We start from the raw sequence: 20,489 nt of genomic DNA on the forward strand, positions 1-20,489 counted from the left end.
ACCCTTAAACTTTGATATCGACAAGTGATCGCATGACCACAATATTTAGAATGAGAAACCCAGCAATCACAAAACAAGCGGGAATGAAAAAAGAGCTTTCCATCACTTCATCGAAATAGTCAGGCTTAACCAAAGTGATCAGCACCAACGCAAGCAGCGGAAAGGCTGACAGGAGGTTGCCAGACCATTTAGCTTCAGCTGTAATCGCGCTAACGCGGCGAAACAGGCGGAAACGGGCACGAATAACTTTTGCAAGACCATCGAGAATTTCCGCCAAATTGCCGCCAGATGTTTGCTGGATGGTTACAGCGACCGCAAGAAACCGCATGTCTTGGTTGTCAAGCCGTTCCGCCATAGCTTTTAGCGTTTCGCCCATGTCACGACCATAAGCAGCTTCATCGGAAATCATACCAAACTCAGTGCCAAGCGGATCTGCGATTTCATTAGAAACGATTTGTAACGAGTTTGAAAATGGGTGGCCTACGCGCAGTGAACGCACCATTAGTTCAACGGCTTCGGGCAATTGCTCGCCGATCATTGTCATCCGTTTTTTGGCTTTGCGACTAATCCAGACATACACACCAACAACGCCCATGAGCACGGCCACGGCAACACGTACTGGTCCGCCGAGTTGCGTCAATACTGTTAGCATAAGGAAGGCAACCACGCTAATGACGCCCATCAAAATTAGCAGCTGTGGAGGTGTAAATACGATATTTGCCTTCTGCGCTTTACTCGCAAGTATTGAATAAATGGGAATGCTTTGCGACCGCATATGCTGCGTCATTTCTTTACGCAGCTGTTCCAGAACTTGTTCGCGGCTTCCGCCCTTATCAAGCATTTCAAGACGGCGGTTTACTTTGCCGTCCATGCTGATCGATTTGCCAAAGATAACAAGATAGACACCCTGAACCATCGCGACGACGGCGACAAAAATCAGGATGTAGATAATAGGAGCAGCAGAAATCATCAGAGGTTACTCCGCAACCATTGGTTCAAAAATAGCTGGTGGCAGATCGTAGCCCCACAGCTTGAAGCGTTCAGAAAAGTGACTGCGCACGCCCGTGGCGGTGAAGTGGCCGATGATCTTGTTATCAGAGGTCAAACCTACACGCTGATAGCGGAAGATTTCTTGCATCGAAATAACGTCACCTTCCATCCCGGTGATTTCGGTGATCGATGTCATGCGACGCGAACCATCTTGAAGCCGAGATGCTTGTACAATCAAGTTAACCGCAGATGAAATTTGGCTTCGCATCGCTTTGATCGGCATTTCAATACCGGCCATAGCGATCATGTTTTCGAGACGAGACACACCATCGCGGGCGCTGTTGGCGTGGATCGTCGTCATCGAACCATCGTGACCCGTGTTCATGGCCTGCAGCATGTCGATAACTTCTTCACCACGTGTTTCCCCAACGATGATACGGTCAGGGCGCATACGCAGGGCGTTTTTCAAGCAGTCGCGCTGTGATACGCCACCTTTGCCTTCGACGTTTGGTGGGCGACTTTCCATGCGACCCACGTGTGTCTGTTGAAGTTGAAGTTCCGCTGTATCCTCGATTGTGAGGATGCGTTCTGCGTCATCGATAAAACCTGACAACGCGTTCAATGTTGTCGTTTTACCTGAACCAGTACCACCGGAAACGATGACGTTTAGGCGGGTTGAAACTGCGGCTTGCAGATATGCGGCCATTTCTTCGGTAAAAGCACCGAATTTAACGAGTTCTTCGATCCCAAGTTTATCTTTTTTAAACTTACGAATTGAAACCAGACTGCCGTCAACGGCAATCGGCGGAACCATTGCGTTGAAACGTGAACCATCTGCAAGACGCGCATCGACGTAGGGGTTACTTTCGTCAACGCGGCGGCCCACGGCGGACACAATCTTATCAATAATGCGTAGAAGGTGTTTTTCGTCTTTAAACGTAACATCGCTTAGCTGCAATTTACCGTCACGTTCGACAAATACCTGCTGTGGTCCGTTGACGAGAATATCGTTGACGGAGTCGTCTTTCAGGAGGGTTTCTAGTGGGCCAAGCCCGGTGACTTCAAAGAACAAATCCTGACTAAGAGTTTGGCGTTCATCGCGGTTGAGAACGATGCCCATATCTTCGAGAGTCTCGTTTGCAATTGCGTTAATCTCATTGCGTAGCTCTTGCTCTGACGCTGTTTCAAGTGCCGATAGGTTGAGGTTGTCGAGCAGGGCTTTGTGAAGCTCAAGCTTGATTTCACCTAAGCGTTCTTTGCGGCGCTTGTCCTTGTCGACTGGCCCCGCATCGGCAGCACGTTTTTCAGGCATTGCCTTCATCAACGATTTGCGTGCTTCGTCGACCTTAGGTGCAGCTGCAGGAGCTACTGCTGCTTTGGGACGCCCGGCTGCTGGCTTTGGTGCGTCCTTGGGGGCATTTGGCTTTTTATATTTTGAAAACATAGTATTGCCTCTTAAGCTCGGGCTTCCGCTTCGGCTTGGTTAACGTCATGCATTGATTTGGCAAGTTTAGCGATTTCTTTGCGCAATGGATTTTTCGGGATCCCAACTGCCAATGGGGCACCATGGTCGCAGCTTTGCATGACTGGTTTTCCACCATCAGGCATGAGTACGTCGATCGAAATACCCAAGCTATCAGCAAGACGTTTGACGCGGCTTTTGCCGTTTAAATCTGTGAAACCGGGTGCGCGGTTCAAAATGAAACGAATTTTCTCAAAGGGAAGATCCTCTGACTGGAGTGCTCGCTTCAGCCTTAGGGTGTTTTGTGCCGACCGCATGTCTAGTTCAATCATTGCGAAATAGATATGCGCCATCTCCAAAACGGTCTGAGACCACTCGACCATGGTCGACGGCATATCGATTAGCACATAGTCAAAATTAACCCGCGCCATTTCAATCACCCGACCAATGTCTTCTGGAGTGATCATATCAAGCGGGATCATATCTGTAGGCGCAGTGAGAACATGAACTTTGTCGTCAAATGTCAGTAGCGACGCCATAAACGCCTCTGAATCCATAGATTCGGTGTCAGTCAGCATTTCCAATACTGCTTCACGGCGTGGAAGGTCGAGATACGTGGAGACCGAGCCAAATTGGAAATCCAAATCAAGTAGACAAACTTTTGGTGGCTCTTCTTTGTCTACGTTCGCAAGCTCCCATGCCATGTTGACGGCCATCGTTGTCGCTCCTGTACCACCGGCGACGCCATGTACGGGAATGACAACACCAGAGTGGTTGCCACTTGCGTTGAATTGTTTGTCGCCAGGTGCGTGCTGCGGAGTGGGGTCAGCTGTCAGCACGCGTTCAATAGCGCGAGCAAGTTCATTTTCGGGAAGCGGGTAGGGAACGAACTCGTCACCGCCCTCGCGCAGCAATTGATGTAGTGCTGTTGGGCTAACGTCTTCTGCTATCAGAATAACTTTTATTCCAACGGATTTGGCAACTGCAATTACCTCAGAGACAAGTGGTAAATTGTCTTCGTCGTTGGCATCCATTGCAACTGTGACAAATTGCAGGCTTCGGGCTTCTTTCTGGCCTAGGAACGCAACGGCATCTTCGAAGCTCAGGTCGCCCCAGGCGTCGCCTAAGGCTGCTTCCATATCTTCAATGAGGAGGTCGAAAATTTGGACGTCTCGGCTGATCGTGCACGCAACAATAGGTGGGGCATCGTTTTGTACGGCCGTGCTATCGGTCATTCTTGGTCGTCCTTATCGCTTTTGTTGTTCTATCATAATCTGCACTTAGCGACATGCGCTAGAGCTGTAGAGTACCATATCCACCACACGTGAGTAGAGCGTGAATGGAGTTCACTTTATCCAAGGTAATCGTGTCGAGATTAGGACTAAAACAGCGATAAAATAGGGAATGTTGCAATTTGAGAGTGTAAAAGACTACGTCTGCGCCATAATTATGGTTGGCGCAGACGTGATTTGTAAGCCGTTATTCGCTTATGCCGCCGCCTTCAATCGTGGTGGCACGTACAGCGCTGGCAATATATTCGCGATATATTACTTCGGCGTATTTGCCTTCGAGAACCATAGGTTCACTTTCCACAAATCCGGACACTTCCGTAACTGTACGGCGATTGCGACGTTCGCGGTCATTTGTTGCAATTAATGGTTGAGTTTCGCCGAATGACGCCACTGCTTCGAGGCGGCTACGGTCGATGCCTTGAGCCGTTAAGAATGCAACAACGGTCTGGGCGCGGCGCAGACCTAGGCGACGGTTGTACGCTTGGCTGCCGACAAGATCGGTGTGTCCGTAGACCTTGAAGCGTACTTCAGGGAATTGTTTAATCCAATCTGCTTGCAGAGACAGAACCTGACGTGCGTTTGCGTCCAGCTGGGTTGAGTTGAACTCAAACGTGACCGTTGACTCGATCTCAGATGCGAAACGGCGCGCTAGATTTACGCGGTAATCTTCTTGAGCAGACTGAACCATTACGTTGTTCATAGTCGCGTTGCCGAACTGGCCATTGTCGATCACGGCTCCAGCTTCGTATTGAAGGCTCGCGTATTCATCGCTGGTTGTTGAGCAACCAGCGAGAAGAGCAGCAGCCATTGCTGTTGTCATAAGTTTTTTCATTGACCTGTGCTCCAATTCATTCGTCCATGACGTAACCGTAAGAACCGCTAAAGTCCTGACGTGCTACTTCACCTGCGCCACCAGGAATCTGGGTGCCAGCTGTTGTTTTACCAAGTAGGAACAGATCGGATTCGCTAGGTAGTCTCACACGATCAGTTGGTAGTGAAAGCGCTGCGCCACGTGTGGGCGAGACGAGGTGGGGTGTTACAATGATCACGAGCTCTGTTTGCTCGCGTTCGTAAGCCGCGCTGCGGAACAACGCACCAAGTACTGGAATATCACCAACCCAAGGGACTTGCTCGCTCAAGTCGTTGAAGTCGTCTTGCAGTAGACCAGCAATAGCGAAGCTTTCGCCATCACGCATTTCAACAGTCGTTTTCGTTTCTCTGCGTGTGAAAGCGTTGATTGATAGTCCTGTACCACTTGTAAACGCGTTTGTTGTATCCACTGAAGATACCGCAGCAGCTAATTCAAGATTGATGATATCATCATCGATGACGGTGGGGATGAAAAGCAGTTCCACGCCGAATGGTTTGAATTCAACCGTAATCGTATCTTCATCTTGCGCGACGGGGATTGGATATTCGCCACCAGCAAGGAAACTCGCTTCTTGACCGCTGAGCGCAGTTAAATTTGGCTCTGCTAACGTTCGAACGACACCGCGCGATTCTAGCGCTTCAATCATTAAGTTTACGTTCATGTTGCCAGCGCCAAAACCAAAGGTTACTGCGCCATTGGCACCACCCGCGGAAGTCGACGTCGCACCTGAAATAGTAGTTCCACCCGTGGTTCCACTGACTCCGAGCTGTGCGCCGAGTGATTTGCGAACTGACCGTTGCATCTCAGCGAAGCGAACCTGCAGCATGACCTGCTGCGTTCCTCCAACGACCATCAGGTTCGAAACGCGATCTGGTGCGTAACGTTGTGCCAGTTCCAGTGCGCGATCAAGGCGCGCAATAGAGCTCACTTGACCAGATAGCACGATCCCGTCGTTTGCAGTCCGAACTTCGATGTTCTCACCCGGTAGAATTTGGGTCAGACGCTCTTTGAACTCCGCCATATCGGGCGCAACATGAATTTCAACGTTAGTGATTAAACGCCCATCAGCGCCTAATAACGTTAAGGTTGTGCGTCCGGGTTCCTTACCTAGCACATAGATTGTGCGTTCAGATAAAGATGAGATGTCAGCGATGCCGGGATTGGCAATAGACAATTCCGTAAAGGGAACATCGCTTTCAACAACAACGGCCCGGTTCATTGGGACGCTGAGTGCACTAGACGCTGCGCCACGCAATACGCGCAAAGTTTCTGCTGGTGCCATGGTGGGTGCTGCCGCTGCTAGCGACAACGTCAAGCCGGTAAGTGCGGCTTTGATAAATCTGTCATACTTCATAAGTGACCTGCCTCTCCGATCACGCCTCGTTGTAGGGTCTTAATGCCCATAATTTTTTGACCATGCGGTAGATGGGCATTTATTGCAATAATCAATAGGTTGGAGGGTGAAGCGAATGTGGACAACGCGCAACACTATCGATCTACAAAAAAAGCGCTTAGAAAATCTAAGCGCTTTTTTGACTGTTTATATAGCCATTTAATGGGTGTTCATTAGTTGCAAGGGATTTGGACTGCGACTCTTTCTGTTCCCCGTCTCTCGTAACGGTAGCAAAGTTCTGGAGCCTCTTCTTCTTCTTCGACGACAACCTCTTCGATAATTTCGCCTGTGACTGATTGTGTGTCGACAGTGATTGTAGACGCGATTGGCGAAGAATCCCCTGCTCCAACGAGAGAGATTGTGAGTGAGCCGCTTGCCTGTGCTTGAGTTAGAATCGCGACTTCTTCGGGCGTTACTTGAACGATAATATTTGCAGTGCCGCTGCGGCCACCTTGTTGGTCAGGAACAGCAATAATCTGTAGGCTTGATTTGATCAGATTTGTAACTTCGCGCCCGCTGCTTAGTCGGCCAGTCCAATACAAATCGATTCGATCATTTGGCCGAAGCTCTCCGAACCCGCCCGTGGCGCGTCCCTGAATAGGGAACGCTCGCATTCCTGGAGCTACAAGAGCGGTGATGCCACGGGTCGCTCCGGGAGGCGCAAGTCGACTTTCTGTGAGAGGCTCATTAGGAAGAATCGGAAGAACCACGACACGGGACTTAGCTGGTTGCTCCGGTGGGAAGAGTGTATCCTCGTCTTGGATGATGCCCTCGGGTAAAAAGTCACTTGCGTACTTGATTAGGGTTACATCGTCTGCGGTCATCACTTCACCGTATGTGAATGCTCGGTTGGGAGAATACACATCTACTGTTTTTACTGCGCCTTCACGCAGTTGTTGGGCACGCGCCAACTCACTGTTCTTTTGCTCAATTTGCTGGTTAACCATGTAGACAGCAAAACCAGCTAGGGCCATGCCAACCACAAGAACTAGTCCAAAAACTCCGCGCATATTATTATCCTCTGATTTTCAAGCAGTCGGCCATATCTATGCATTCATTAAGAAAGGCGAACTTGTAGACTTGAAGACGTGCTATATTTGATGACTTTCTAGACCAATCAGAAGATGGTGTGCAATGTCTGCATGCATATAGTCTCTCAAGGGTTGAGAATTATGCTACTGATGTGCTCGGCTTCGTCAATTTTTTCTTATGGAAGCGTAACGTCGATGTTATCTAGTGCTGTATCTATTTCATCGGCAAGTTCTGTTGCACCGCCCGAAAAAGATGTGACGACAATCAATCCTAGCATCGTGATTGATGCGGTCAGAACGACAAAATCTACGGTAACTGCGCCGCTCTCGTCACCTGCAAAATGCGCGATTATATGTTTCACACTGGCTCCCGTCTGACGCACGCGCGCCGTAATATTCATCTCTAACACCATAGGTTTTGGTGCTCTGGGCAGCATGATCACTGGTAAATAAGGCCAAATTGCGGAGGGCATAAAGCCATATTGTGTGATCTATGGTTGCCTGTATTAAAGCATTGGGCGCACCACTAAAGTGGTGCGCCCAATTTTGTTCACGCATCAGCGTAATCTCAGAACTATTTAGTTCTAAGCAGTATTATTAGCAAGTTTCAGCGGCACACATGTCGTTAAGCGCTGTTTCAACTTCGTTAGCTAGACCTTTTGCGCCGGAAGCAATCGCGCCACCAACAGCAAGACCCAGAACAACGATCGCAGCAGTCAGAACTACGAAGTCAACTGTTACAGCACCGTCTTCGTCGTTGCGGAAGTTTTTGATAAAGTTAAGCATTTAATTCCCTCCTCAGGGTATCACTAGAGTTTATTTCGTTCCTCGCCAGGCCAGCAGAGCTAAACTGTTTAGCTGAGCCCCTGTCTTGGATGAGCTTATATAGCCTGTTGATTGGGGCGGGAGTTTGACGCGTTTCGCTCTTTTTGTGCGCGAGCAGCATTTCTGATCGATATTTGTTTAAATATTTGATTATAAATGATAATTGTTTGGAATTTCTGAATGCTGACTTGCTCTCCCGTTGCGAATAGGTCTGCAATTTCCCCTAAATGACATAATTGTTCCCGAAATTCTGGCCTTTTGGCGGTTTTCTGCCATGGTCGACGACATAAAAAATGACGAGCAGGACGACAGATGAATCGACAGATTCCCTTTTTCATGGCTCTGGCCCTCTCTGTGTGCGCTGTTCCCGCATTAGCAGAAGTGGAGCGCTTGCAGCCAGATTTTACATTTCGGCGTGTCGCGGTACCATCTGGCAGCGCTGGCAGCCGCATTAATGTTCAGATTGATCCTAACGCTCCGCGGCTTGGGCCCGTCTATTCTGACGAACCTGAACCAGCCTCGGCGCCTGTTATAGCGCCGCCAGTGTCTGGTTCTGAATGGTTTTGGGAAGGTGTGTCTTATGGCATCTCGGATTCCTCCCCCGCGCGATTGGAACATGCGCTGCACCAAATTAACAACCCGCCAGCTGGTAAAGGTGTGTCGACCCCTCGCTTGCAAAGCCTCCAGAACATCGCAAATGCGCACGGGCTTGCGATTCTAAAGGAAACGGTTGGTACTGATGTGTCTCCGGCGCTTGTCCTTGCAGTGATTTCGGTTGAGAGCGCAGGAAAGAGTGATGCGGTAAGTAGTGCGGGCGCCACAGGGCTAATGCAGCTTATGCCCGCGACGGCATCGCGGTTCGGTGTGACAGACAGGACAGATGCTGCCGACAATATTAAAGGCGGCGTCGCCTATCTTGACTGGCTGCTAAATGAATTTGGAAATGATCCTGTGCTCGTGCTGGCTGGGTATAACGCAGGTGAGGGCAACGTACGTCGGCATGCGGGTGTGCCGCCATTCTCGGAAACACGTGCCTATGTGCCAAAGGTGTTGGCCGCGTGGCAAGTCGCCAAGGGCCTATGCCGCACGCCACCTGAATTGATCACAGATGGCTGTGTTTTTAACGTCAACGGAATTTAGCGTTTAGAGGCGTCTATATAATGTAGACGCCTCTGACTATATTATACGATGGTTGCCTCGGTTGCGGCGCGCACTTCTTCTTCGGTTACGCCGTCCGCGCATTCAACGATCTTTAGCCCACCTTCGACGACATCAAGCACGCCAAGGTTGGTGATGATCCGATCAACCACTGCTTTGCCTGTCAGCGGAAGGGTGCATTCCTTAAGAAGCTTGCTATCGCCATGTTTGTTGGTGTGGTCCATAACAACGATCACACGACCAACGCCTGCGACCAGATCCATCGCACCACCCATACCTTTGACGAGCTTGCCGGGAATCATCCAGTTCGCAAGGTCACCGTTTTCAGCAACTTCCATTGCACCAAGAATCGCGGCAGCGATCTTACCACCTCGGATCATGCCGAATGATGTGGCGCTATCGAAATAGGCCGTGCGGTTTAGTTCGGTGATCGTTTGCTTGCCCGCGTTAATCAGGTCGGGGTCTTCGTCGCCTTCAAACGGGAAGGGGCCCATGCCCAGCATGCCGTTTTCAGACTGAAGCGTAATGTCTTTGTCGCCGACATAGTTTGCAACAAGTGTCGGGATGCCGATCCCAAGGTTCACGTACCAGCCGTCTTGCAGTTCCTCGGCTGCGCGTGCGGCCATCTGATTCCGAACCCAAGGCATTATGCTTCCTCCCGCTTGCGTGTCGTGCGCTGTTCAATCCGTTTCTCGTGATCGCCTTGAATAATGCGATGCACATATATGCCGGGCAGGTGGATATGGTCAGGATCTAGAGAACCCGTAGGCACGATCTCTTCGACCTCGACAACACATGTCTTGCCGCACATCGCGGCGGGTGGGTTAAAGTTGCGGGCGGTCTTGCGGAAGATCAGATTGCCTGTCTCGTCCGTTTTCCAAGCCTTCACAATGGCCAGATCGGCAAAGATGCCTTCTTCCATGATGTAGGTCTCGCCGTTGAAGTCTTTGTGTTCCTTGCCTTCGGCGATCACTGTGCCGACGCCGGTCTTTGTATAGAAACCGGGGATGCCGCAGCCGCCAGCGCGCATGCGCTCGGCCAATGTGCCTTGGGGATTGAATTCAAGCTCGAGCTCGCCCGACAAATACTGACGCATGAATTCTGCGTTCTCACCGACATAAGAGCTGATCATCTTTTTGACTTGGCGGGTCTGCAATAGAATGCCGATGCCAAAATCATCTACACCAGCGTTATTGCTTGCAAAGGTAAGGTCCTTGGTTCCGGCGTCTTTGATGGCACCAAGCAATAGCTCTGGAATACCGCACAGCCCAAACCCCCCGGCTGCAATAAACATGCCGTCAAACAAAAGCCCATCTAGGGCCTCGGCGGCATTTGGATAGATTTTCTTCATGTAAGATGTCCCCCCATTTCGTGATCAGCCGAAGCGTGACCCGCAAATGGGGGGAAGTCAATGGAATTGCTGCGCTGCGGCAACCGCTACTTCTTAGCAGCAGGTTTCTTTTTTGCCGCAGGCTTTTTGGCGGCGGTCTTTTTCGCAGCTGCTTTCTTTGCAGGGGCCTTTTTCTTGGCCGCTGGTTTCTTCTTGCCGGATTTTGCAGCGCGTTCATCGATCAGGTGCACCGCTTGTGCAAGGGTCAGATCAGCAGGCGCGATTTCTTCTGGAATAGTCGCGTTGATCTTTTCCCACTTCACATAGGGGCCGTATTTACCGTCATAGATATTGACCGGGCCACCAGCCTCTGGGTGTTCGCCCAGTTCGTGGATCGGTACAGCGGCTTTGCCACGGCTGCCACGGCTCGCAACTTTTTCGGCCAGCAGCTGCACAGCATGGTTCATACCCACGGTCCAAACATCCTCGATGCTTTCGAGGTTTGCGTTTGTGCCACCTTTGAAAGATGTGCTTTCGGCGTGCTTAAGGTAAGGTCCATAACGCCCCAAGTTTGCCCAAACGTTAACCCCATCTTCTGGGTGTGTGCCAATCAGACGAGGTAGTTCGAGCAAGCGCAACGCTTCTTCAAGTCCGATTTCTTCGGGGTTCCAGCCTTCTGGCACACCTTGGCGCGGCGGCTTTTTATTGTCTTCGGTTACTTCACCGCGTTGCACGTAGGGGCCAAAGCGGCCTTTGAACACGCGAATTGGATCGCCAGCGTCTTCGCCCAGCAATTTGCCTTCGGGTGGAATTGCAGATGCTTCTGCCTCTGGATTTGGTGGGCCGAATGGGCGGGTGTAACGGCATTCTGGGTAGTTCGAGCAACCGATGAAGGCCCCGCCGGAACGCGCAGTGCGCATCGACAGGCGGCCAGCACCACAGTTCGGACACAGGCGCGGATCGCTGCCGTCTTCGGTTGGCGGGAACAAATGCGGTTCAAGCACCTCGTTGATTTTCTCAAGTACCTCGGTGATCCGCAGGTCGGCCGTTTCGGCAATTGCAGCCGAGAAATCACGCCAGAACCGTTCCAGCACTTTCTTATAGTCGGCATCGCCTGCGCTGACTTCGTCCAACTGGTTTTCCAGATCGGCGGTAAAATCATAGCCGATGTATTTGCGGAAATAGTTCGACAGGAACGCAGTAACCAAACGGCCCTTATCTTGCGGGATCAGGCGGTTCTTTTCTTTCTCAACATAGCCGCGATCCTGAATTGTGGTCACGATTGATGCGTATGTTGATGGGCGGCCGATGCCCAGCTCTTCCATCCGCTTGACAAGTGTGGCTTCGGTGTAGCGGGGCGGCGGCTGCGTAAAGTGCTGTTCGGGTGTGACCGATTTCTTATCTGCCTTCTCGCCTTCGGTCAGTTGTGGCAGGCGTTTATCATCGTCATCAACAACTGCGTCATCTTTGCCTTCTTCATAAATCGCGATAAAGCCGTCAAACACCATGACCTGCCCATTGGCGCGCATGATAACCTGTTCGTCTGCGCTGGCGATATCGACGGTAGTGCGTTCAAAACGGGCGGCAGACATCTGGCTGGCAAGCGTACGCTTGTAAATCAGATCATACAGCTTGCGCTGATCCGCATCTTTGATGTTCGCGTCGTCGGTGGCCAGCATCATATCCGTTGGGCGGATACATTCGTGGGCCTCTTGCGCGTTCTTAGCTTTGTTTTTGTAAACACGTGCAGATTCAGGCATGTATTTATCGCCGAACTTGGCTTTGATCGCATCGCGTGCACCAGTCACGGCCTCTGGGGCCATGTCGATACCATCGGTACGCATATATGTAATTAATCCAGCTTCGTACAAACGCTGCGCGACGCTCATGGTTTGGCGTGCGCCCATGCCGAACTTGCGGCTGGCTTCTTGCTGAAGCGTTGACGTCATGAACGGTGGTGACGGGTTACGCGTACCCGGCTTGGCCTCGACTGATTTGATCGTCAGATCACGCGAATTGATCGCCTGCACAGCCATTTCGGCCTGTGTTTCGTTGCCAAGGTCAAACTTATCTAGCTTTTTGCCAGCAAGCGTCGTCAGGCGAGCCTCAAACGTTTGGCCGCGTGGTGACGTCAGCAGTGCCTTAACGGTCCAGTATTCTTGGTTCCGGAACGCTTCGATTTCCATTTCGCGTTCGCAAATCAGTCGCAAAGTTACTGATTGCACGCGGCCAGCGGATTTCGCGCCGGGCAATTTGCGCCACAAAACGGGCGAAAGGTTAAAGCCAACCAAATAATCCAATGCGCGGCGGGCAAGATATGCCTCGACCAGTGGCGCGTCGACTTGGCGCGGGTTTTTCATCGCCTCAAGAATCGCATTTTTAGTAATCGCGTTAAACACAACCCGGCTGACGGGGGTGTCTTTCTTGATCGCCTTACGTGACGTTAAAGCCTCTGTCAGGTGCCAGCTAATCGCTTCTCCTTCGCGGTCGGGGTCGGTCGCGAGGATCAGTTCGTTGTCGTTTTTCAACGCGTCTACGATGGCTTTGATGTGTTTTTTGCTATCGCTGGCGATTTCCCATTTCATGTCGAAATCTTCATCGGGCAGGACCGATCCGTCCTTCGGGGGAAGGTCGCGCACGTGGCCATAAGACGCTAAAACTGTATAATCCTTACCAAGATAGCCTTCGATTTTCTTGGCTTTGGCTGGCGACTCGACAACGACAACTGGCATGAGAATCCTTTGAACGGATGGTGTGCGATATAGTGGCGCAAGATGTGGGGTCTCGCATAGGATTGTCAATGCGCCCTTTATGCAGGTCCGATTCCTGCCCGGATTTAGCCGATCCCTGATCAGGCAGTTCCACCGTCAATTCGTTACAGTAGCCCATAGTCCACCGGGTTGGCGTGCGATCCGCCCTTCAAGTTCAAGATCGACAAGCACAGGGGCGACCTTGGCTGCCGGTTCAGCAACATCGCGTACCAGCTGATCCTCGGCGATGGGGGCAGGGCCAAGGCGCGACAGGATTTCATCGTGAAGTGCTGCCGTCTGCCGCAATGGTCGTTTGGCTGGCGCAGGTGGAGCAAGTGACAGTTCTGGAATATCAGTGACGACAGGCGAGATTGCTTCGATTACATCGGCCGCATTGCGTACCAATGTTGCCCCGTCGCGCAGCAGTATGTTGCAGCCAGCCGCGCGTGCGTCAAACGGATGGCCGGGCACCGCGAATACATCGCGTGCTTGATCAAGCGCGTTGCGGGCGGTGATCAGGCTACCCGATTTCGCCGCGGCCTCGACCACGATGACCGCCTGCGCCATGCCGGATATGATCCGATTGCGTGCAGGAAAATGCCGCGCCTGCGGTTGCATGCCCATCGGCATCTCAGAAATGCGCAAGCCCTTTTTCGCGATGTCATGCGCAAGCTGGGTGTTTTCAACAGGGTATATCGTATCTACGCCGCCCGCTTGCACCGCAATTGTACCACCCGGAAGGGCCGCAATATGGGCGGCTGTGTCGATGCCACGCGCAAGACCGGATACGATAACGAATCCCTCTTCGGTTAGTTCGGCGGCTAATTTTTTTGCCATCCGCGTGCCAAGCGAAGAAGCATTCCGTGCACCGACCAGCGCGATCATCGGGCGCGATAACAGTTCGAGATTGCCAAGCGCCCAGATCATCGGCGGGGCATCAGCGATGTTGTGTAGGTGCGCAGGATATTGAGGGTCGGCGTCTGATATCAGGCGCGCGCCCGCTGCGCGGCCTGCATTTAGCTCTGCTTGGACGACGCCGATCGGGCATGTTTCATACCCTTTTACACCAGCTTCACGGGCGATCAGCGGTAATGCGTCTAGCGCCTTTTCCGGGCTGCCGTGTTCTGCCAGCAGTCGCCGATAGGTCGCGATCCCGACCCGGCGCGAACGCAATAGGCGAAGCCGATTGACCCGATCCTCTTCCGTGGTGGGTAGGAGTGGGGGGTGATTGGAAGAATTGCGTGTTCCGGTCATCCTAATGCTCCGCCTATTGCGAGACCAAGTTTAAGGTTACTCGGTTAACGAGGTGTGAATCGTTTGGTCGAATTGCGTGCAGCGCATGTTGTGATTTTAAGTGACTGATATTACTATTTAAGTTTGTGTCACACTGTGTGCAGCACCTGTGCACACCGCGTATGCACATCTGTACTGCTGCCGTCGCTTTCAACTTTTGTCGAATCGGAGCCCTTAGTCGCGGCCCTGCCAGCAATGCATACTGGCAAGCGGTGAACTTAGGAGGCCGCGCCACCAATCGTCAGCCCACCAATCATCAGGCTTGGCTGACCGACGCCAACGGGCACCCATTGTCCGGCCTTGCCGCAGTTGCCGATGCCTGGGTCAAGTTGCATATCATTGCCGATCCCGCGAATCTGTTTCAGTGCGGTTGCGCCGTCCCCGATAAGGGTCGCGCCTTTTACTGGGGCACCAACCACACCGTTTTTTACGCGGTAGGCTTCGGTACAGGAAAATACGAATTTGCCGTTGGTGATATCGACCTGACCACCGCCGAACCCGACTGCATAAATGCCGTCCTTTAGGTCAGCGACAAGGCTTTCAGGGCTAGCATCGCCTGACAACATATAAGTGTTCGTCATACGAGGCATTGGTGCGTGGGCATAGCTTTCGCGGCGTCCGTTACCCGTGGGTGCGACGCCCATCAGCCGGGCATTTTGGCGGTCTTGCATATAGCCCACCAGAACGCCGTCTTCGATAAGGGTGTTCTTGGCGCTGGGCGTGCCTTCGTCGTCGACGGTGATCGAACCGCGACGGTCGGGAATTGTGCCATCATCTAGAACGGTTACGCCTTTGGCTGCAATTTGTTGACCCATAAGCCCCGCAAATGCCGATGACCCTTTACGGTTAAAGTCACCTTCAAGCCCATGGCCAATCGCCTCGTGCAGGAGGATACCGGGCCAGCCCGGTCCAAGGACGACATCCATAACGCCTGCCGGTGCTGGCTCTGCATCAAGGTTCACAATTGCGATGCGCAATGCCTCTTTTACAACGGGTTCCCAGTGATCGCGCCCAATCAGGCCAATCAGTCCAGCGCGGCCACCGCCGCCCATGGATCCGCTTTCGCGTTTGCCGTTTTCTTCGATGATTACGCTGATATTCAGGCGTGACATCGGGCGGGTATCGGTGACCAATGTGCCTTCGGGGCGCAGGATCATGACCTCTTGGTGAGAAGCAGCAAGCGTTGCGGACACTTGGACAACGCGCGGATCAAGCGCGCGGGCATAGGCGTCGATTTCGCGTAGCACGTCGATTTTCGCGGGGAATGTCGCCTGAAGCATTGGATCTGCATCAGAATAAAGTTTGCGATTGGTGCCGACAGGGGGCGGGGCCATGGTGCCGCCGCCGTCACTTACCGCGAGCCGCGCCGTTGAAACTGCACGCCGTAACGCATGTTCGTCGATTGTGGTTGAATGGGCGTAACCAGCCGTTTCACCGCGAACAGCGCGTAGACCGAACCCTTCGGATGCATCGAAACTGGCTGTCTTTACGCAGCCATCGTCAAACGAAAGCACCTCTGATTTGCGGCGCTCCAAAAAGAGTTCGCCATCGTCGGCGCCTTGGGTTGCTTCGCGCAGCAAAGACAGTGCGCTATCGCGATCAAGGTTCGTTTCAAAGGGACGGAAGGGGTCAGCTGACATTCAAATTTCCTTAGTCATGCGCAATTTATCGACAAAAGCGGCCCTTTGCCGCAACAGCAGTTCTTGAGTTGTTCATCAAGATATGGGACATGAGCGGTCAGATACAACGGGATTCCTTGCGAAGCCCCGTTCCAGACGCGCCTGAGGCGCAACGATGTTAGGGTAGAATATGCGACTGAAAACCTTTGCGACCTCACTCTGGGCCACGACTGGCCTGATTATGGCTGGTGCGTCCGCGACAGCGCAAGAAGTGAATCAGGAACTGGAAATTGTTGGTCACCCGATTAACGGTGCGACTGGTTTTCAGCCCGCCGCAACAGAATTAGCCCGTGATGCACAGTGGCTGGACGGTATGCTTCTGGTGATCATTACGATTATTACGCTGTTTGTAACCGGCCTGCTGGCATGGGTTATTATCCGGTATAACCAAAAACGTCAGACGACGCCTGCTGGCTTTACACACCACACCCCGCTTGAGATTGCTTGGACTGTCGTGCCAATTGTCATTTTGATTATCATTGGTTCGTTTTCAATGCCTGTTTTGTTCAAACAGCAAACGATCCCTGAAGGCGACATCAACATCAAAGTAACGGGCTACCAGTGGTACTGGGGCTACGAATATGTTGACGAAGGTGTTGAGTTTGAAAGCTTCCTTTTGGCACGTGATGAACTGGAAGACTTTGGTTACAGCCAAGATGAGTATCTTTTGGCGACAGATACCGCCGTTGTTGTTCCTGTGAATTCAACAGTGGTTATGCAGTTAACTGGTGCCGATGTTATCCATTCTTGGACGATTCCAGCATTTGGTGTGAAGCAGGATGCGGTTCCTGGTCGTTTGTCACAGCTTTGGTTCTCGGCCGAACGTGAAGGTATCTTTTTCGGTCAGTGTTCTGAACTGTGTGGTAAAGACCACGCGTACATGCCGATCACTGTCAAAGTTGTAAGCCAAGAAACTTATGACGCTTGGCTGGCCGAAGCAAAATCCTAAGAGCTGGGGTGGATCAAGATCCACTCTACGCCAGATCAAATTTGTAAGGTGGGTTTCAACCCGCCGCTGCGGAAAGGTCCAGCATGAGCGACATCAGCGCGCAAGACAGCAATTACGAGGCTAACATGGGCGATTACTTTGCCCTGTTGAAGCCGCGCGTCATGTCGCTGGTTGTCTTCACTGCCTTGGTTGGTCTGCTGGTTGCTCCGCTGCCAGTTCACCCCTTCATTGGGTTCGTGAGCATCTTATGCATCGCGGTTGGGGCTGGGGCCTCTGGCGCGTTGAATATGTGGTGGGACGCTGACATTGATCAGTTGATGAAACGGACGGCCACGCGCCCGATCCCTTCGGGCCGGGTAGAGCCGGGCGAAGCGCTGGGCATTGGTTTGGCCCTTTCGGGTTTCGCCGTGATCCTGTTGGCGCTTGCGACCAATTTTCTGGCGGCTTTCCTTCTTGCGTTCACCATCTTCTTTTACGCTGTCGTCTATTCGATGTTCCTGAAACGGGCGACGCCGCAAAACATCGTTATTGGTGGTGCGGCTGGTGCTTTCCCTCCGATGATTGGTTGGGCGGTTGCGACTGGCGGAATCAGCATTGAAAGCATCCTGATGTTTGCGCTGATCTTCATGTGGACACCCCCGCATTTTTGGGCGCTCGCGCTATTTGTGAAATCCGACTATGGCAATGCTGGTGTGCCGATGCTGACAGAAACGCATGGTCGTGACGCTACGCGTCGCCATGTGTTGATCTATACAATTCTACTGGTGCCCGTTGCGCTGGGGCTTGGCATTACGTCAATCGGTGGGCCGATCTATATGGCTGTCGCTGTTGTCATGAACGCTTGGTTCCTGAAGGGCGCATTTGATATTTACCGCCGCGACGATGCCGCCTGTGAAGCAGATAAGCACAAGGTCGAGATCGGCGTCTTCAAAGTTTCGCTGTATTATCTCTTCGCTCACTTCTGCGCGCTATTGCTTGAGGCAGCATTGCGTCAATATGGGCTTGGGGGCTGGTAAATGGCGATCAAGGTTGAACATGAAGTCCACGGTCGTCGCAAGAACCGGAACTACGGCGTTTTGATGCTGCTTATCGGATTCGTTGGGATCGTCTTTGGCTTGACGGTGGTTAAGGTTCTGCAGCTTGGCGATGCGCGCCAGTTCGAAACATTTGACCACGTGGCCCGTCCTCAGATCGTTCCCGAAGAGGGAACCGAATGAAGCTGTTTCCGAACCTTCCCGGTCCGCAACGCACTGCGCTTATGACAAGCGCGGTCGTCGTGATGATGGGCGGTTTGGCGTACGCTTCGGTACCGTTTTACGACTGGTTTTGCCGTGTCACTGGATTTGGTGGAATCACAAATGTTGCCGATGCTGGCAGCGATGTGATTCTTGATCAAACCATCAAGGTTCGCTTTGATGCGTCACTTGAGCGCGATATGCCTTGGTCTTTTGAACCCGAAGTTCGCGAAATGGAACTGCGGATCGGCGAAACGGGCCTTGCCTATTACGAGGCGCATAACCCGCTTGATGTGCCAATCGCAGGGCAGGCGGCTTATAACGTGACACCGTACGAAGCCGGTGCATTCTTTGATAAGATTGAATGTTTTTGCTTTACCGAACAGGTTTTGCAGCCGGGCGAAACGGTGATGATGCCGGTCAGCTTTTTTGTGGACCCAGCGATCGTTGATGACCGTGAAGGTAAGTATGTTCATACGATCACGCTCAGCTATACTTTCTACAAAATCGACCTACCCGAGGAAGAACTGCAAGCTGCGGTGACGTCCTCGACTTTGACAACGGCGCCGCAAGACGCCATAGAAACGAACTAACGACCAGCCGATAGGGACGCACCACATGGCGCATGCAAAAAATCACGATTATCACATTCTGCCACCTTCGATTTGGCCAATGTTTGGCGGTATTGGCGCATTTGTCATGCTGTTGGGTGCCGTCGGTTGGATGGCTGGCCCGATGCCAATGTTTTTTGGTACGGTGACTGTTTCGGGCCCATACATGTTCTTGATCGGCCTCGCCGCCGTTCTATACGTCATGTACGCTTGGTGGGCCGAAGTTGTTGCCGAAAGCCGCGTTGGCGATCATACGCCAGTTGTGCGTATCGGCCTGCGCTACGGTTTCATCATGTTTATCATGTCAGAAGTCATGTTCTTTGCCGCTTGGTTCTGGTCTTTCTTCAAACACGCAATGTACCCGATGGGCCCAATGAGCCCAATTCAGGATGGCGTTTGGCCACCTGCCGGGATTGAAACGTTTGACCCTTGGCACCTGCCGCTGATCAACACGTTGATCCTGTTGTGTTCAGGTGCTGCTGCGACGTGGGCGCACCACGCGCTGGTTCATGAAAACAATCGCCAAGACATGAAGTGGGGCCTGATCCTTGCTGTGGTCTTGGGCGGTGTGTTTACCGTGTTCCAAATCTATGAATATAGCCACGCTACATTTGGTTTCGGCGGCAACATCTACGGTGCCAACTTCTTTATGGCGACAGGTTTCCACGGTGCACACGTATTCATCGGGACAATCTTCTTGCTGATCTGCCTGATCCGTCTGCAAAAGGGTGACTTCACCCCTGAAAAGCACATCGGTTTCGAAGCCGCTGCATGGTACTGGCACTTCGTTGACGTGGTATGGCTGTTCCTGTTCGCAGCTGTTTACGTGTGGGGCGGCTAAGCCGACCAACCCGGTCCGTAGGGTGGGTCTTGCCCACCACCCCTGATACCAAACGCGCGGGGCTTCTCGCGCGTTTTTCTCATTAAGGGCGCAAAATGCTGCGTAAGTTAATCTTTCCTCTTCTTCTTGGAATCGCGGGCTGTGGGGTTCTCATCAGCCTTGGCGTCTGGCAGGTGCAGCGCCTCGCTTGGAAAGAGGGCATCTTGGCAGAGCTTGATAGCCGCCTGACAGGCGCGCCGCAGCCTTTTGATTTTAGCGCCACAGAAGAAATCAACGAATATACGCGGGTCACATTGTCTGGCACGCCCACGGGCGAAGAACTGCATGTTCTGACTTCTGGAACTGCGGCGGGAACCGGCTACCGCGTGATTTCGAAATTTACGCTTGATGACGGGAACGACATTCTTCTTGATCTTGGTCTTTTGCCGCTCGACATCAAAGACGCCGCGCCGCTGATCGTGCCGATGCAGATCACGGGTACTTTGCTTTGGCCGGATGATCAAAACAGCAGCACGCCCGATCCTGACACCACCAAAAACATTTGGTTCGCCCGGAATGTCGAAATGATGGCCGCGGCCCTGTCGACCCAGCCATTTATGGTCGTGGTTAGCACCGCCACGCCCGCCGATCCGCGACTAACCCCTTTGCCTGTGGAAACTTCGGGCATAAAGAACGATCACCTTGAATACGCGATTACTTGGTTCTTGCTGGCTATTGTTTGGGCTGCCATGACTATGTTTCTTATCTTCCGTACGACCCGCCAAAAGGACGTCTGACCT

20 protein-coding genes are annotated in these 20,489 nt (G+C 52.4%); 7 read left to right on the forward strand and 13 right to left on the reverse strand.

The features are described from left to right. Positions 1–4 precede the first annotated feature (4 nt). The 8 genes from CLV80_RS11775 to CLV80_RS11810 all read right to left on the reverse strand — a co-directional run bounded on the left by CLV80_RS11775 (position 5) and on the right by CLV80_RS11810 (position 7,825). Positions 5–970 carry a type II secretion system F family protein gene (locus CLV80_RS11775; RefSeq protein ID WP_106358122.1) on the reverse strand — a complete coding sequence of 322 codons (966 nt, stop codon included), beginning with the start codon at positions 968–970 and terminating at the stop codon, positions 5–7. Positions 971–976: 6 nt separating this feature from the next. Next, positions 977–2,434 (reverse strand): TadA family conjugal transfer-associated ATPase, encoded by a 1,458-nt coding sequence (locus CLV80_RS11780; protein ID WP_106358123.1) that lies wholly within the window; start codon positions 2,432–2,434, stop codon positions 977–979. 11 nt (positions 2,435–2,445) lie between these two features. Further along, entirely contained in the window at positions 2,446–3,687 is a 1,242-nt protein-coding gene (locus CLV80_RS11785) for a CpaE/TadZ family protein (RefSeq protein ID WP_106358124.1), read from the reverse strand. 244 nt (positions 3,688–3,931) lie between these two features. Further along, positions 3,932–4,576 (reverse strand): OmpA family protein, encoded by a 645-nt coding sequence (locus tag CLV80_RS11790; RefSeq protein WP_106358125.1) that lies wholly within the window; start codon positions 4,574–4,576, stop codon positions 3,932–3,934. A gap of 16 nt (positions 4,577–4,592) precedes the next feature. Further along, positions 4,593–5,969, reverse strand: a complete 1,377-nt coding sequence (locus CLV80_RS11795; RefSeq protein ID WP_106358126.1) for a type II and III secretion system protein family protein — start codon at positions 5,967–5,969, stop codon at positions 4,593–4,595. A 212-nt stretch (positions 5,970–6,181) separates the two neighbouring features. Then, positions 6,182–7,018, reverse strand: a complete 837-nt coding sequence (gene cpaB / locus CLV80_RS11800; protein WP_106358127.1) for a Flp pilus assembly protein CpaB — start codon at positions 7,016–7,018, stop codon at positions 6,182–6,184. Positions 7,019–7,215: 197 nt separating this feature from the next. Further along, positions 7,216–7,401, reverse strand: a complete 186-nt coding sequence (locus CLV80_RS11805; protein WP_106358183.1) for a hypothetical protein — start codon at positions 7,399–7,401, stop codon at positions 7,216–7,218. Between the two features lie 235 nt (positions 7,402–7,636). Next, on the reverse strand, positions 7,637–7,825 hold the full coding sequence (locus tag CLV80_RS11810) for a Flp family type IVb pilin (RefSeq protein ID WP_106358128.1): 189 nt from the start codon (positions 7,823–7,825) through the stop codon (positions 7,637–7,639). 351 nt (positions 7,826–8,176) lie between these two features. Between CLV80_RS11810 and CLV80_RS11815 the strand changes: the two genes are divergently transcribed. Beyond that, the gene (locus CLV80_RS11815; protein WP_243394534.1) at positions 8,177–9,004 is read left to right on the forward strand and encodes a lytic transglycosylase domain-containing protein; all 828 of its coding nucleotides are present in this window, start codon (positions 8,177–8,179) and stop codon (positions 9,002–9,004) included. A 41-nt stretch (positions 9,005–9,045) separates the two neighbouring features. On the opposite strand, the gene CLV80_RS11820 is transcribed toward CLV80_RS11815, so the two are convergent. From CLV80_RS11820 to tldD, 5 genes are all read right to left on the reverse strand, one after another. After that, positions 9,046–9,669, reverse strand: coding sequence for a 3-oxoacid CoA-transferase subunit B (locus CLV80_RS11820; RefSeq protein WP_106358129.1), 624 nt, complete (start codon positions 9,667–9,669; stop codon positions 9,046–9,048). Then, positions 9,669–10,373 carry a CoA transferase subunit A gene (locus CLV80_RS11825; RefSeq protein ID WP_106358130.1) on the reverse strand — a complete coding sequence of 235 codons (705 nt, stop codon included), beginning with the start codon at positions 10,371–10,373 and terminating at the stop codon, positions 9,669–9,671. The genes CLV80_RS11820 and CLV80_RS11825 overlap by 1 nt, the downstream gene beginning before the upstream one ends. 86 nt (positions 10,374–10,459) lie before the next feature. Continuing rightward, entirely contained in the window at positions 10,460–13,084 is a 2,625-nt protein-coding gene (gene topA, locus CLV80_RS11830; protein ID WP_106358131.1) for a type I DNA topoisomerase, read from the reverse strand. A 135-nt stretch (positions 13,085–13,219) separates the two neighbouring features. After that, on the reverse strand, positions 13,220–14,356 hold the full coding sequence (gene dprA, locus CLV80_RS11835) for a DNA-processing protein DprA (RefSeq protein ID WP_207766567.1): 1,137 nt from the start codon (positions 14,354–14,356) through the stop codon (positions 13,220–13,222). Positions 14,357–14,613: 257 nt separating this feature from the next. Then, on the reverse strand, positions 14,614–16,035 hold the full coding sequence (gene tldD / locus CLV80_RS11840) for a metalloprotease TldD (RefSeq protein ID WP_106358132.1): 1,422 nt from the start codon (positions 16,033–16,035) through the stop codon (positions 14,614–14,616). Positions 16,036–16,204: 169 nt separating this feature from the next. On the opposite strand from tldD, the gene coxB reads away from it, so the two are divergent. From coxB to CLV80_RS11870, 6 genes are all read left to right on the forward strand, one after another. Further along, the gene (gene coxB, locus CLV80_RS11845; RefSeq protein WP_106358133.1) at positions 16,205–17,023 is read left to right on the forward strand and encodes a cytochrome c oxidase subunit II; all 819 of its coding nucleotides are present in this window, start codon (positions 16,205–16,207) and stop codon (positions 17,021–17,023) included. A gap of 83 nt (positions 17,024–17,106) precedes the next feature. Continuing rightward, positions 17,107–18,039: a heme o synthase gene (gene cyoE / locus CLV80_RS11850; protein ID WP_106358134.1), complete on the forward strand. Its 933-nt coding sequence runs from the start codon at positions 17,107–17,109 to the stop codon at positions 18,037–18,039. Continuing rightward, positions 18,040–18,240, forward strand: coding sequence for a cytochrome c oxidase system small membrane protein (locus CLV80_RS11855; RefSeq protein ID WP_106358135.1), 201 nt, complete (start codon positions 18,040–18,042; stop codon positions 18,238–18,240). It abuts the gene before it with no gap. Continuing rightward, on the forward strand, positions 18,237–18,851 hold the full coding sequence (locus tag CLV80_RS11860; RefSeq protein ID WP_106358136.1) for a cytochrome c oxidase assembly protein: 615 nt from the start codon (positions 18,237–18,239) through the stop codon (positions 18,849–18,851). The genes CLV80_RS11855 and CLV80_RS11860 overlap by 4 nt, the downstream gene beginning before the upstream one ends. Positions 18,852–18,876: 25 nt before the next feature. Further along, positions 18,877–19,710: a cytochrome c oxidase subunit 3 gene (locus CLV80_RS11865; RefSeq protein ID WP_106358137.1), complete on the forward strand. Its 834-nt coding sequence runs from the start codon at positions 18,877–18,879 to the stop codon at positions 19,708–19,710. A gap of 95 nt (positions 19,711–19,805) precedes the next feature. Further along, a complete protein-coding gene (locus CLV80_RS11870; RefSeq protein ID WP_106358138.1) occupies positions 19,806–20,486 on the forward strand; it encodes an SURF1 family protein in 681 nt (226 codons plus the stop codon). Positions 20,487–20,489: the final 3 nt, after the last annotated feature.

The sequence above is a fragment of the Yoonia maritima genome, from assembly GCF_003003285.1.
Lineage (GTDB): Bacteria > Pseudomonadota > Alphaproteobacteria > Rhodobacterales > Rhodobacteraceae > Yoonia > Yoonia maritima.